The 13,859-nt window shown below is 50.7% G+C and carries 14 protein-coding genes; 10 read left to right on the top strand and 4 right to left on the bottom strand.

Annotated features, from left to right (window positions below; genetic code table 11):
• Positions 1-67: 67 nt before the first annotated feature.
• Genes EZV72_RS09480 through gmhB form a run of 3 tightly spaced genes read left to right on the top strand, consistent with a single transcriptional unit; the run spans position 68 to position 2,688 of the window.
• On the top strand, positions 68-1,234 hold the full coding sequence (locus tag EZV72_RS09480; protein ID WP_137167016.1) for an alpha/beta hydrolase-fold protein: 1,167 nt from the start codon (positions 68-70) through the stop codon (positions 1,232-1,234).
• A 45-nt stretch (positions 1,235-1,279) separates the two neighbouring features.
• Positions 1,280-2,086, top strand: a complete 807-nt coding sequence (locus tag EZV72_RS09475; RefSeq protein ID WP_137167015.1) for a putative RNA methyltransferase — start codon at positions 1,280-1,282, stop codon at positions 2,084-2,086.
• Entirely contained in the window at positions 2,083-2,688 is a 606-nt protein-coding gene (gene gmhB / locus EZV72_RS09470; RefSeq protein ID WP_137167014.1) for a D-glycero-beta-D-manno-heptose 1,7-bisphosphate 7-phosphatase, read from the top strand. The genes EZV72_RS09475 and gmhB overlap by 4 nt, the downstream gene beginning before the upstream one ends.
• Here the strand turns inward: gmhB and EZV72_RS09465 are convergent.
• Entirely contained in the window at positions 2,654-4,174 is a 1,521-nt protein-coding gene (locus tag EZV72_RS09465; RefSeq protein ID WP_137167013.1) for a DUF3413 domain-containing protein, read from the bottom strand. The genes gmhB and EZV72_RS09465 overlap by 35 nt on opposite strands.
• A gap of 12 nt (positions 4,175-4,186) precedes the next feature.
• The gene (locus EZV72_RS09460) at positions 4,187-4,402 is read right to left on the bottom strand and encodes a YejL family protein (RefSeq protein ID WP_137167012.1); all 216 of its coding nucleotides are present in this window, start codon (positions 4,400-4,402) and stop codon (positions 4,187-4,189) included.
• 159 nt (positions 4,403-4,561) lie between these two features.
• Here EZV72_RS09460 and yejK point away from each other — a divergent pair, with 159 nt between their 5' ends.
• The 3 genes from yejK to EZV72_RS09445 all read left to right on the top strand — a co-directional run bounded on the left by yejK (position 4,562) and on the right by EZV72_RS09445 (position 7,489).
• Positions 4,562-5,632, top strand: coding sequence for a nucleoid-associated protein YejK (gene yejK / locus EZV72_RS09455; RefSeq protein WP_137167011.1), 1,071 nt, complete (start codon positions 4,562-4,564; stop codon positions 5,630-5,632).
• A 117-nt stretch (positions 5,633-5,749) separates the two neighbouring features.
• On the top strand, positions 5,750-6,631 hold the full coding sequence (locus EZV72_RS09450) for a 6-carboxytetrahydropterin synthase (RefSeq protein WP_137167010.1): 882 nt from the start codon (positions 5,750-5,752) through the stop codon (positions 6,629-6,631).
• Entirely contained in the window at positions 6,632-7,489 is an 858-nt protein-coding gene (locus tag EZV72_RS09445) for a M23 family metallopeptidase (protein ID WP_137167009.1), read from the top strand.
• Between the two features lie 94 nt (positions 7,490-7,583).
• On the opposite strand, the gene EZV72_RS09440 is transcribed toward EZV72_RS09445, so the two are convergent.
• Entirely contained in the window at positions 7,584-9,359 is a 1,776-nt protein-coding gene (locus EZV72_RS09440; RefSeq protein ID WP_137167008.1) for a M61 family metallopeptidase, read from the bottom strand.
• 117 nt (positions 9,360-9,476) lie between these two features.
• Here EZV72_RS09440 and EZV72_RS09435 point away from each other — a divergent pair, with 117 nt between their 5' ends.
• The 4 genes from EZV72_RS09435 (at position 9,477) to EZV72_RS09420 (ending at position 12,700) form a co-directional block, all read left to right on the top strand.
• The gene (locus EZV72_RS09435) at positions 9,477-10,139 is read left to right on the top strand and encodes a PilZ domain-containing protein (RefSeq protein ID WP_175405083.1); all 663 of its coding nucleotides are present in this window, start codon (positions 9,477-9,479) and stop codon (positions 10,137-10,139) included.
• A 57-nt stretch (positions 10,140-10,196) separates the two neighbouring features.
• Positions 10,197-10,658 (top strand): Mpo1 family 2-hydroxy fatty acid dioxygenase, encoded by a 462-nt coding sequence (locus EZV72_RS09430; RefSeq protein WP_137167006.1) that lies wholly within the window; start codon positions 10,197-10,199, stop codon positions 10,656-10,658.
• A 138-nt stretch (positions 10,659-10,796) separates the two neighbouring features.
• A complete protein-coding gene (locus tag EZV72_RS09425; RefSeq protein ID WP_137167005.1) occupies positions 10,797-11,876 on the top strand; it encodes a sensor histidine kinase in 1,080 nt (359 codons plus the stop codon).
• A complete protein-coding gene (locus EZV72_RS09420) occupies positions 11,873-12,700 on the top strand; it encodes a LytR/AlgR family response regulator transcription factor (protein WP_137167004.1) in 828 nt (275 codons plus the stop codon). Before EZV72_RS09425 ends, EZV72_RS09420 begins: the two co-directional genes overlap by 4 nt.
• Positions 12,701-12,736: 36 nt before the next feature.
• Here the strand turns inward: EZV72_RS09420 and EZV72_RS09415 are convergent, their stop codons facing one another.
• Complete coding sequence (locus EZV72_RS09415) at positions 12,737-13,732, bottom strand: 6-phosphofructokinase (protein WP_137167003.1); 996 nt, start codon at positions 13,730-13,732, stop codon at positions 12,737-12,739.
• Positions 13,733-13,859: the final 127 nt, after the last annotated feature.

Genomic DNA, 13,859 nt, shown 5'->3' with positions numbered 1-13,859 from the left:
GGTTGTCCGGGCCTGTTATATCGGGTATAAAAAGATACGTCACTGAGTTTCAGGAAAAGGAAAACCTGTGCTGGTCCGAACCTATTGTTATGCTGTGTGCCTTCTGTTGTTGGTATTGTGTACCCGGGCCACTGCTGCTGCGTCACATACATTGCAACTTAATCATCAGGCATTCTCAACGCCGCTAAAGTTTACTGTCAGTCTTCCTGACGGATATGAAAAGGGCGGTAAACATTACCCGGTATTGTTTGATTTTCATCCCCGTGCTCATGCTTATCTGAGCGGCATTCATGACTGGCTGAGTCATAATGGGCAATGGCCATGGCCTGAAACCATTATTGTTACGCCTGATTACCATAATCCGGTTGGCCGCTTATTTGATGCATCGGGAAAAACCACACCGCTGCTGGACTTTTTCAGCCAGCAATTGTTTGCTGAGCTGGATAAACAGTATCGCACTCAGCCATTTCGGATTATTAGCGGTTTTCGTAAAAATGGCAGCGTAGCGTTAGCGGCTATGCTCAGAAAGCCGGAACTGTTCAATGCCTACATAGTGACCAGCCCTGAGCTGGCAGATAATTTTGCCGGTTTACAAAACGCACTGCCAGGCGCGCTGTCTCAGTTGTCATCGCGCCCTCAGTCGTTATTTCTGGCGTTTTCAGACAGCGTAAAAGAGCAGCATCAGCAAGCTGACTATCAGCAACTGGTAGCAACCTTAAAACAGCACCGCCCCGAACAGCTTGAACTGACCGTGTATGATTTTCGCCATAAACATACATTCATGGCGTTACCGTTAATAACACTGGTTAACAGTATTGAAGCGCTGTTTAGCGATATCTATCAGGGGTTGCCGGCTGACTCACCCATATCCCGGCAGGGTGCGCCCGCCATTATTTCTCACTATCAGTTCTTGTCTGAGCAAAAGTACGGCTTTACCGTCTCACCCAAAAAGTCAATTCAGAACCTTGCTAACGCTCAGCAACAGGACACGCCTGAAAAAAGTATCCGCTTATACCAAGTGTTGCAGCAAATGTATCCTGACGATGCGTACAGTTATCACAATCTGGCCGCCGCCTATGCGGCCGCTGGGGATGTGAAGCAGGCAATCATCTACCAGCAACAGGCGGTAGACAGGGGGCAAACACAGCTTGACTGGCATCAAAAACAATTTAAACAGGCACTGGCAACCTATCTGCAGCAACAGGAACAGGCAAAAATGAACCCCGCTCAATAGTATGCTAGCATCTGCGCTTTGTTGAACAACAGGCTGTAAAACTCTATGTGGCAGTGTCCAATTTGCCAGCATTCCCTCTCCCATGAATCCGGCCCCTGGCAGTGTGCCAACGGGCACAGTTTTGATCAGGCAAAAAGCGGTTATGTTAACCTGCTGCCGGTACAAAACAAAAAATCCCGCCAGCCCGGTGACGACAAAGCGATGCTACAGGCTCGTCGCCAGTTTCATCAAAGCGGTGGTTATGCGCCGTTGATGGAGACACTGGCACAACTTATTACCACTCACAGCGCTGCCGAAGCTCCGCTGATCTATGAAGCCGGATGTGGCGAAGGCGCTTATCTGGGGTATTTACATGATGCTCTGCCACAGGCCCGCTTTGCCGGTAACGATATTGCCAAGGCCGGGGTGGAAATGGCAGCCAAAAAATTCAGGTTTGGTCAGTTTGTGGTCGCCAGCTCATACAGCCTGCCGCTTATGGCAGACAGCGTGGATGTTATGCTGCAGGTATTTGCACCTGGCGATGTGCAGGAGTATCAGCGGGTGTTAACCGCTGGCGGACTGCTGATCACGGTGGATCCGGGACCGGACCATTTGTGTGAGCTTAAGCAGCAGGTGTACCGTGAGCCGCAGCAACACAAAGCCCCGCCATCTCTGGCCCCGCCATTTAATCTGGCCCGGGAAATGCCGCTGCGCTTTACCGTGGATTTGCATGATGATGAGCGTCGTGCTGGTTTGCTGGCGATGACACCGTACGTCTGGAAACTCCCGGTTGACGGACAACAGGCCATTGCGGCCAGTCTGCGACAGGTCACTGCCGAATTTGTTATCCGGGTCTGGCAGGTACAGGTATGAATCAGCATCATGAACAGGCAACCCGTCTTTTACTGCTGGATCGTGACGGCATTATCAATGTAGATAAAGGCTATGTAGGGCGTAAGGCCGATTTTGAAGTGATGCCCGGCATCATTGAAGTCATCACCGAGTTTGCCAACCAGGGCTTTTTGCCGGTGGTAGTAACCAATCAGTCGGGGATTGCCCGGGGCTACTACAGTGAACAGGACTTTGCTGAGCTGACCCGCTGGATGCAAAAGCTATTCAGCTGGCACGGGCTTCCGCATGTGCCGGTGTATTACTGCCCCCACCACCCTGAAAAGGGGCAGGGCGAGTACCGTCAGCAGTGCCAGTGCCGTAAACCGGAGCCGGGTATGCTGCGCAGGGCAGCGCATGATTTACAGGCTGATTTGAGTCGTTCGGTGATGGTGGGTGACAGCTGGCGCGATATGCAGGCCGGGGCCCGGGCGGGCGTCAAAGTGCTGTGCTATGTCAGCAGTGAAGCGGCGCCTGAAACAGACGAAACCCGCTACTGCAAAGTATATCAGGAAGCCTCTGTGGCACAGCTGTTACCACTGTGCCAGCAGATTATTGGGCGGTTGAAAACCGGGTTAGGTGCTTAATAGCCCGGCTTAACAGGTCAACGTTGAGCTTTTCATTGCTGCGGTGGCCTGTTTCAATGTCAGTAATTTCATAGCTGCCATTACTCAACACCTCAATGCGCTTGTTGTCCTGAAACACCAGTACCTTTTCACCCGATGTACTGACAAACCAGTTACGTTTCGGAGCGAGCAGGTCCTGTCCGGTGGCGTAATACCAGATGGGCGCAGAACAGCCCAGAGCTCCAAGCACGGTCGGGGCCAGATCTTCAGTACTCGACAGGCCTTTTTGCAGCGGCAGGTTGCTGTACAAAGTACCTTCATCATCTCCCGCCTTCGGGTCGAAGCCTCCGGCAATAATGACACTGTGTGAGGCCAGTAAATCACTGTTCACATAAGCGCCGATTTCATCTGCGGTAAGAAACGCAATATGCAGCCCGCGGGTTGCTTCACCCTTTGGTGTGCGAAACTGTTCCAGCTCACTGCCGGGTAAAGCTTCATCTGTGGTGATCGAGACCGGCATGCCCAGCGCGGCAGGCAGCGCTACCATCAGCGGTGTTTTGCTTTCCAGTGTTTCTTCGTAAATTTCCGGCACGCCGAACAGAGTCGTCATGACCAGTCCCTGCATGGATGATGCGGTAGAAAAATAGCGGTCAGTAGCACGCAAATCAAAGGCTGATAAATCCGGCATGGGCGCGGCATCAGTTTGTACAATCAGCGTGAGATTTTTGCTTTTATCCACCGAGCAGTAAACCGGGTTAACCGGGTATCTGACCTTGTGAATGTCCGGGTCAAACTGCAGTTGTTTGCGCTCTTCATAGCGGGCCAGATCAAGCAAACCATAGCGGGACATGGTGGTTTTTGCGGTGGCCGGATAAGACAACGGAAACATATTGTCCTGCTGAATAATCGGCTGATAAAGCTGTGCATCCGCCCACACATGAATGGCATGGCTGGAGACAAAGCACAACACAAAAAAGCTGGAGACAGGCGTGCCGATATGATGCTGCTGCAAGCGGGCAATCCGCTTCCAGATAGCATTGGCAAGAATAAGCTGAAAACCCAGCCAGACAATAAACAACAGCCCAAGAAAGCCCCAGTCCTGCAACGTAAACTGATTCATTGGCTGGGCTTCATTTTTGATCAGCGTGGCAGAACTGATACTGATGTGAAAACCGGTGCGATTATACAACAATGCATCAAATGCCAGCAGAGCCAGCCCCACCGCGGCAATCACCGAAGCCGATGCTTTTATTGTCCTGGGGTCATTAACCAGATAGCACAGCGGCAACACAAAGATGACAAACCCGAAAAAGGTCATAAATGAAATATGACCCAGCCAGTTGGCAATCAGATAGGCTGTGCCAAGCACAGTGTCAGGCAGCGGAGAGGCAAAAATAAACACGGATGCGATTGTCAGAGCAATGGCAATATTAACCAGTGCAAACCAGTGCCCCCAGTTGACTAACTTTGTCACCCGTTGACGGCGGGGAGATTCAGCTAAAATCATGATGCCTCGGGATTAGTTTTTAACACTTTTAACCAACACGCTGGCAAACTTCTCAGCCATGGCCTGACGGTCTTCGGGTTTAACCTGAGTTTCAAAAATATGGGTTATCACATTTCCCAGAACCATCAGGGATAAATCCCTGCCAGCCTGGTTTTCTTCTAAAGTCATGATAACTTTGTCCATAAGCGCTTCGAATTCCGCGTTTTGATAACGGCTTTGTTGGGGCATTGTGACGCCTCTTTTGCTGATTTATTCAATAAAAAGAATGATAAGATAATAAGGAGGATTATAATCGTTGTTTGAGTGATAACAATCATTCATTCATAATTCCCCGAATTCCTTATCCGATCTTTTCATAAAATTTACATACAGGACGCCGATTTTACTATGAGCGCACTTATTCACCATTTTGTTGTTCATCGTCTGGTGGTCAACGAAGAGGAAAAAATTCAGGCTATTCCCCGGGAAAAATGCCTGGCGGTTACCCCTGAAATAGAACACCTGGCTCACCAGATAAACCATAGTTTTAACAGCAAGCCGGGCAAAGGGGTCGGACACTTTGTGGCCAGTGCTGCCGGTGAAGAAGGCGAGGGCGGGAAAGATGTGTCGGGGTTTGCAGAAGACCTGAAAAACTTTATGGCCGCACAAAATGCCGCGCAGGATGATCTGGAGTCACGTTTTCATGACTTATCCCTACGGTCAACTAACCGCTTAATTAATGCTTTGCTTGATACCGGCAGTGTGGAAACGGGCTTTCTGATTTTCTGCCAGTATGAATATCTGGCAACCCAGTATCTGATGGTGGCGCTACTTAACACCCGGGCGCATGTGGAAGTCAATAATGCGCTGGAGCTGACCTCACGAGAGCACCTGGATCTGGCTAAAATGCAGCTGGCGGTGCGTATGGATTTAACCCAGTATGAAGTACAGCCTGAGCAGCAGCGGTATATCAGCTTTATTAAAGGGCGGATGGGCCGCAAAGTGTCAGACTTCTTTATGGACTTTATTGGTTGTGAAGAGCTGGTGGATGTGAAACAGCAAAATAAGCAGCTGATTTCGTCTGTGGATGCTTATCTGGCCGGTGAAAATCTGAACCGTGAAGAACAGGAGCAACACCGTAACGAAGTAAAAAACTACTTCAAGGAAAAAATCGACAGTGGCGAAACGGTATCGGTCAGCGAGTTGTCCAGCCGTCTGCCGGGTGATGACAGCAGTGAAAAAAGTTTTGAAAACTTTACTGCGGGGCTTGAGACACCGCTGGAAAAAGATATTCAGCCGGATCCGGCCGCATTGCGTCAACTGGCGAAATTCAGTGGCGCCGGCGCCGGAGTCAGCATCAGTTTTGAGCGCAAGCATCTGGGCGACCGGGTGATTTACGATCCGGCCACCGACACCCTGACCATCAAAGGGGTGCCGCCAAATCTGAAAGACCAGTTAAACCGACAGTCTTCGCAATAAACACTGTTTTTTAACGCATATGCGGGTATCTGGCAGTGTTTTCGCTGCTAAAGCCTGTCCGTACCCCGCATTTTTAGCGTATACTAGCCGCGAATTTTTGATAGTTGTAAGGGTATTATGCAACTCTTTGTAAATGATCTGACAGTGATGGACTTTTCTTTTCTGTGCCCACAGCGAGGCATGGTAGGAGAAAGCTGGATTGTCGATGTGATCCTTGACGGTAATCTGAATGATGAAAGCATGATTCAGGACTTCGGCAAGGTAAAAAAGAATCTTAAACGTTTGATCGACGAATATGTTGATCACAAACTATTGGTGCCTGCTGAGCACAGCGGGTCAAATATTAATCATCTGGACCATGACGAACAGGTAGAAGTGCGGTTTGAGCAGAACGACGGCAAAATTATTCAGCTGTTTTGCCCGGCAGAAGCCTACGCCTTTGTCTACTCAGATACCATCTCTATGGAGTCGGTGGGCAATTATCTGCGTGAGGTGATCGCCACGCATTTGCCTGAGAATGTGGATAATATTGAGCTTAAGTTACGCACCGAGCAAATTCTGACGCCTTTTTATCACTATACTCACGGGCTGAAAAAACACGACGGTAACTGTCAGCGTATTGCCCACGGGCATCGCTCTAAAGTCGGTATTATGATTGACGGTCAGGCCTGTCTGGAAAGCCAGCAGTACTGGGCGCAGCGCTGGGAAGATGTATATATCATCACCCGCGAGGACATCATCGATTATGCCGATCGCAAAGCTGCCGGTACCGTGGACAATCCGCAGGAATATTATTGCTGTGCGTATGAGTCTTCTCAAGGGTACTTTGAATTGCTGATCCCCCGTTCCCGCTGCGAGATTGTTGAAACCGACTCTACCGTGGAATGTCTGGCTGAATTTATTTATACCGAGCAGAAAAAACGCTCCGGTGACAGCACCCTTGAAATTATGGCCTATGAAGGTGTGGGGAAAGGCGCCATAGTGCGGGACCCGGTTTGAATGAGTAGGCTGAAAAGCTGGCTGGCCCGCGCCGGTAGTGCGGTGCTTGTGGCTTGCTCGATTCTGGGTAGCACAACGCTGCTTAGCACTCTTGCGCAGGCTGATACCCGTCAGCCGCTGGTGTTAAATGGGAGCCTGACTCAGGGCAGTCTGATTCGTGCCCAGTTGCCTGCCGGCAGTCAGGTAACGCTGGATGACGAGCCACTGGAACTAAACAGCCAGGGGAAGTTTGTGTTTGGCTTTGACCGGACCGCTGCGCCTGAGCATACGCTGAGCTGGACATTACCTGATGGCAGCCGTGGACAGCGAACGCTGACCCTGACGCAACGTCGCTATCAGACCCAGCGTATTGATGGACTGAACCAGAAAATGGTCACGCCCCCAAAAGCGGTTAGTGAACGAATTTCCCGGGATGCCGCTGCTGTGGCCCAGGCTCGTAATATCAACAGCGATCTGGATGCGATCTTTACCGGCTTTATCTGGCCTGCTGATGGCCCTATCACCGGTGTGTATGGCAGTCAGCGCATTTTGAACGGCAAGCCCAGCCGTCCGCATTTTGGTGTGGATGTGGGAGCGCCTACCGGTACGCCGGTCGTGGCGCCGGTCAACGGGGTGGTGCGACTGGCCAGCGACCTGTACTACTCAGGCAATACCCTGGTGATTGACCACGGCATGGGCGTTACCACCAGTTATCTGCACCTTAACAGCATGCTGGTCAGCGCGGGCGACACGGTCAAACAGGGCCAGCAAATTGGCACCATCGGGGCAACCGGCCGGGCCACCGGCGCGCATCTGGACTGGCGGATTAATCTGCAACAACTGCGACTTGATCCGCAATTGCTGGTACCGGAACGCTAGCCGGCCAGCCCATGAAAAAGGGCGCGATGGCTTTCATCGCGCCCTTTTTTAGTGTCTGTTACAGCGCGGGTAGCGCCGCGCGCAGGCCTCTCGCTTATTCTGCTTTACCCAGCCAGCTATTGAATTTTTTCTCATCAGTGATGGTGAAATAGCAGGCATCTTGTACCGCTGGCTCTACCGGCATTGACAGTGTTAGCAACCGGCCATCGCGAATTACACTGACAGGCACGGTGCCTCTGGCCGGGTCCTGAGCATCCAGCAGACGCTGAAAATGGCTTTCACTGGCAATAAGTCCGTCGATGGCCAGCAGGATGTCGCCTATTTGTAAGCCAGCGCGCTGGGCGGGTGTTCCGCTTATCACCTGCAACACCGACAGGCCCGGAGTGGCAGCCTTGGTATTGGCCCCAAACGCATGTTTTGGCTGACTGACCGGCGCTGTACCGCCTTTATCTGCCATATTACGTTTGGTTCGGGTGTGCAGTGCCACGCCAATGTCATCCAGCCAGCCGGTCAGATCCACATCATCAGTGCCATAGACCACTTTTTCCAGATACGCCGACACATCAATATCAAAATGGGTTTGACACAGATGGTGAATGACATCATCCGGTGTACCGCTTTCATCTTTGCCATAGTGCTGCCACAACAGGCGCATCAGATGATCAAGGTTGTATTGCTCACCAGATTCCCGGCGCAGCAATAAATCCAGGCCCATCGCAATAATGCCGCCTTTGGTGTAATAGCTCACTATATGGTTTACCGAGTTGGCATCCTGTTTGTAAAAACGGGTCCATGCGTCAAAACTTGATTCTGCCGCGCCCTGCAGTTTACGCCCTTCGTTTTGCATCAGACGGGTCAGGTTTTGCCCCACAATTTCCAGATATTTCTGATTGGTGATGGTGCCGGCACGGGCCAGGGTCAGATCATCATAGAAGCTGGTAAAGCCTTCGTAAATCCATAGCTGATTAGTGAAGACCTCAGCCCCCATGTCTGGGTTAACCATCACATCCGGCTTGATTCTCTTTACATGCCAGGTATGGAACAGCTCATGACTGCACAGGCTCAGGAAGGTCGTGTACCCATCGGTTCGGGTTTTGCTGTCGCCGGGCAGGGGCAGGTCCATTCGCGGGTACAGCAGGGCAGTGGAACTGCGATGCTCAAGCCCGCCAAAGCCGTTTTCAGCCAGCATAGTCATAAATACATAACGTTCAACCGGATAGGGCTTTTCAAACAGATCCAGGTGATGCTGGCAGATGGGCACCAGATCTTCACAGATACGGTCAATATCCACCGGCGCTTCGCCACTAAGCAGCATGACAAACTCGACCCCGTCTACCACAAAGCTTTGCGTGTGGGCTTTACCCATAAACACCGGATGGTCAATCAGCTCAGCATAATTGGCACACTGATAGCTGCTGCCGCTGACCGGCATTGTCGTTTCGGTGATCCAGTTGTCCAGCCCGGGATTTTCGATGGTGACCTGATGGGGCTGCTGCTCAAATCCACTGACCTGTAAAAACACTGAAGTACCGTTACAAAATGCAAATTCATCGTTGATATATGCTGAGCGTACCGACAAATCAAAGGCAAAAATGGTGTAGGTGACCGTTACCGCCTGACCCGGCGCGCTGAACGACCAGGTTTGCTTATCCTGCTTGGTGACCGTGAGTGCGTTATTGCCGGCCCGGGCTTGCAGGCTGATAATATTGCGGGCAAAGTCGCGCACCATATAGCTGCCTGGAATCCAGGCAGGCAAGGTTAACACCGTACGTTGCTGCTCACAGGCAGGAATGTGCAGGGTAACGGTAAACAGGTGTTCACTGCGTGAAGTCAGTGCCAGATGATAAGAAGGGGAAGATACTGCGGTCATAACACTACGCCTTAAAAAATGATAAATCTATGATGCCCAAGTCTTTGAGTTTTGTCAGTAACTGAAATCTGTGCTTATATAAATACCGTTGATGTTAACTTCCTTTGCAGGATGCTTATGGCGGTCATAGCAGACCAGACAACCCTGACATTACTGGGCGGTATGCGTTCAGGGGCTGTTGTAGATTTACAAATAACCACCCCCACTGCACCAAAGCGGGCCAAAACCACATTTGTGGGTATGGATGCGCCCAATGGCCTTATTTTCAGTATACCCACTGGTCCGAAATGGGCCAGTACCCGGGATTTATTATTACCCGGCAATACCCTGGTGGTACGTCATGTGCTCGAAGGGGAGCTGGGCACTGTGATTGCGTTTCGGGTCTCTGTGTTACGGTTACTCCATTCTCCTTTGTCTGTGTTGCTAACATCGTTTCCCCGGCAGGTTGAATTTCAGGGCTTGCGTGAAGAGAAGCGCGGTCAGCCCGGCATTGCAGTACACGTCACATACCAAGAGCAAAAAAACATTGAAGCCATTATTATTGATGTGTCGAAAAAAGGGTGCCGGCTGGCCATCAGTCAGGGCAAATCATTTGTGGTTGAAGGGGGTAACAATAAATTAACATTAACCTGTCATCTGGAAGGAAAAGCCATTACTATAGCGGCAGTGATTAAAAATCATACCCGCGATCATGCTTACAGCTATTACGGTCTGGCCTTTGACGACCCGGCTGAACAGGTACAGGCCTTGCTGGAACGTCACAGTCTGTTTTACGAATAATGACAGTGCTGAGCAGATCAGGTGTCAGGGCTTAAACGATGAAGGAGCGCAGGTCACATGCGGCAAATCGATGTTTTACTTAACCGGTATGGCGAAAGTCATCAGAATCGCATCAATGTAGTCATTCATACCATTGCCGTGCCCAGTATTTATTTTGTGACGCTGGGGCTTATCTGGTCGTTGCCCGTGCCGGCGCTGCTGGATGGATTCGGTGTCACCTGGGCGCATGTGCTGGCGGTACCCGTACTGATGTATTACTTCATGTTGTCCGGTCCCATTGGTGCGGCCATGACCCTGCTGACCATACTGTGCTTTGGCGGTATTCAGTTGCTACTTGCACTGGATATCAGCGTCTGGCAATTCAGTCTGGCACTGTTTGTGGTGATGTGGGCATTGCAGTTTGTCGGGCACAAAATTGAAGGTAAAAAGCCGTCTTTCCTGGAAGATTTGCGATTTTTGCTGGTCGGGCCGGCCTGGTGGTGGGTGCACTGGCTTAAACGGATGAGAATCAGTTACTAATCGGTGGTGAAAGCAGTCGTTTCGGGCTGCTGGCGCGACCTTAAGTGCGACCAGCCGACTATCCCATACGATTAAGTTGCCATGGAAACCCCACAAGATGCGTATAATTAATTCCAGAACTCTTTACTCGGTAGTAGTGTGAGCCGCTGGCAACGAACTTTTGAAAGCAATGAGCGTTTGTTTTGGACTCTGCACAGCATGGGCTGGGCTGGATTTGCGCTGATTTATTACATTGGATCATTTTTGCATGATGTACGCCCTATCTGGGTGTTTATTATCCTGTTGAATGCCTATGCGGGCTGGTTACTGACCATTCCCCTGCGATACATTTTCCGCTGGGCCCGGCGGTTATCTCCGCTGCAAATGGTGGCCACGGTCATGCTGGCCTGTTATGTCGTGGCGCTGGTCTGGGCCGTGGTGAAAAATATCAACTACTGGGAAATCTACAAACACGGCTACCGGCCGGATGTCTGGTACATGTATTTTACCAACACCATTAACTCCATGATCATGGTGGGCTGCTGGAGCGGCGTATATTTTGGTATTAAAAACTTCCAGATGCTGCAAAAGGAAAAGCAGAACGCGCTCAAAGCCAGCACTATGGCGCATCAGGCGCATATCAAAATGCTGCGCTATCAGCTTAATCCCCATTTTTTGTTTAATACGCTCAATGCCATTTCTACACTGGTATTGCTCAGGGAAAACGACACCGCCGAGGCGATGGTGTCCAGACTCAGTAACTTTTTACGTTATTCACTGGATAACGACCCGATTAAACGGGTACCGTTAGAACAGGAAATTAAAGCATTACGGCTTTATCTTGAAATAGAAAAAGTACGTTTTGATGATCGACTTGAGGTTAATTGGAATATAGAGAGTGGGTGCGAGTGTGCGTTGGTACCAAGCATGATTCTGCAACCACTTATTGAAAACGCAATAAAACACGCCATATCTAAAATGGAACAGGGCGGCCGCCTTGACATTTCCGCCCGATTATTTGGCAATGATTTATTGATGGATGTCGCAGACAACGGCCCCGGCGCAGACATTAAAGATGGTCAGCTGTCTCGGGAGAACGGTGTTGGTCTGGTTAACATAAGGGAGCGCCTGCAGTCGCTGTATAACCGTAATTTTGCTTTTTCAGTAGAGCATAATCAGCCAAGCGGTGTGCGCGTTAGGTTACGTATTCCCTACGAAGTAAAAGATGCAAAAGCATGAGTGAGCAAAAAATTAAAACCATCATCGTGGATGATGAACCTTTAGCACGTCGCGGCTTACGCACTCGTCTGGAACGTCATGAAGGCGTTGAAGTCATTACTGAGTGTCAGAATGGCTTGGATGCTGTAAGCGCTATTTCTCAACACCGCCCGGATCTGGTCTTTCTGGATATTCAGATGCCTGGCTTAAACGGCTTTCAGGTGATTCACAAATTACGTGAACTGAACCAGCCGATTCCGTTAGTGGTATTTGTAACCGCGTACGACAGCTACGCGATTAAGGCTTTCGATGTTCATGCTCTGGATTATCTGTTAAAGCCTGCCGATGACGAGCGTCTGACAGAGGCACTGGGTAAAGTACGTGAGCATCTGGATAATCAGCAGCAGGATGCACAGTCTAAAAAGCTGGCGTCGCTGGTGGCTGATCTAACTGGTGACGATTGCGAAGAAATTCTGCGCAAACTGGCCAGCGGTGAAGCCATTGAAACCAATCCGTACCCTGAAGTGCTGGCGATTAAAGACGGCTCAGAGGTGACCCGGGTGGCCGTGGCCGACATTCAGTGGATAGATGCTGCCGGTGACTACATGTGTGTACACGCCATTGACGGTATGCACATTATGCGTAAAACCATGAAAGAGCTGGAACAGGAACTTAATCCACAGTGGTTTGTACGCGTGCACCGTTCTGCCATTGCCAATATCCGCTTTGTTAAAAAGCTGGTCAGTCATATCAGTGGCGAATATCATCTGATTCTGCAAAATGATACTGAGCTGAAAGTCAGCCGCAGTCATCGCGACAAAGTTAAAGCCGCGATGAAAATGTAAAATCAAGAAACGGGCTACGGCCCGTTTTTTCATTTGTTAATAACGCTGATTCATCAGGGTTTGCATAGTGGCCACGCAGGCCGGATCCAGAGACTTTTTACCCGACCAGCAGGTATCAAACGGCACGGCGACCAGCTGATGCTGTACCATGCCAGTCATCACCCCACTGGTATTCTGGGTGGTTAGCTCGCAGGCAAAGGTTCCCAGTTGCATGGCCAGAATCCTATCCTGGCTGGTGGGAGGCCCCCCGCGTTGTACATGGCCAAGGGTAACCGGTCTGACTTCCATCCCGGTGGTGCTGGTAAGCTGGCTGACCAAATCGCTGATGCCGCCTGGCCAGCAGTTTTCTGCCAGGACAATAATATAACTGACCGGGCCCCGTTCATCGGTACGCTGACGTATCTGCTGGTCTATTTGCGTCAGGCAATCCTCTGAGCTTTTGAATAGTTCCGGTAAAATGACAAAGTCGGCGGAGGAGGCCAGCGCCGCACTCAGGCCCAGAAAACCAGCTTCACGGCCCATGACCTCCACCACAAATATCCGGTCAAAGGCATCGGCCGTATCCCGCACTTTATCAATCGATGACACCGCAGTCTCAATCGCTGTGTAATACCCAATCGTGGCATCGGTGCCGGTAATGTCATTGTCAATGGTGCCGGGAATGCCTATCAGCTGTCCGCCCCAGCACTGCGCAAGCTTGTGGGCGCCGCGAAACGAGCCATCGCCGCCGATGACTATCAAAGTATCAATGCCGTTCTGATGCAGGGTATCTGCCGCCTGTTGTATGCCATCCTGATGCATGAACCGCTCGCACCGGGCACTGTGTAAAATGGTGCCACCGCGCTGGGTCAGATTGTGCATGCGTTCACAGGTCAGCGGAACAGATTGCTGATCAATCAGGCCATTATAACCGCGTAAATACCCGGTGACGTTATCACCATTACGCTGGGCGCTGATCACGATGGCCCGGATACACGCATTCATACCCGGCGCGTCGCCGCCGGATGTCAGCACTGCAATATGTTTACTCACATTCTGTAACCTTTTTAAATTCCACCGTTCATATTTACGTTATATGCTAAGTGCTTAGGTAGCAAACAAAACAACTCCGGCGGTTAGACCGTAGTGATAAAGATTGCAAAACAAACATGAGCCTGAC

Origin of the sequence: Salinimonas lutimaris (assembly GCF_005222225.1) — a bacterium.
Taxonomy (GTDB): Bacteria; Pseudomonadota; Gammaproteobacteria; order Enterobacterales; family Alteromonadaceae; genus Alteromonas; species Alteromonas lutimaris.
This window is presented reverse-complemented; position numbering and strand designations above follow the sequence as displayed.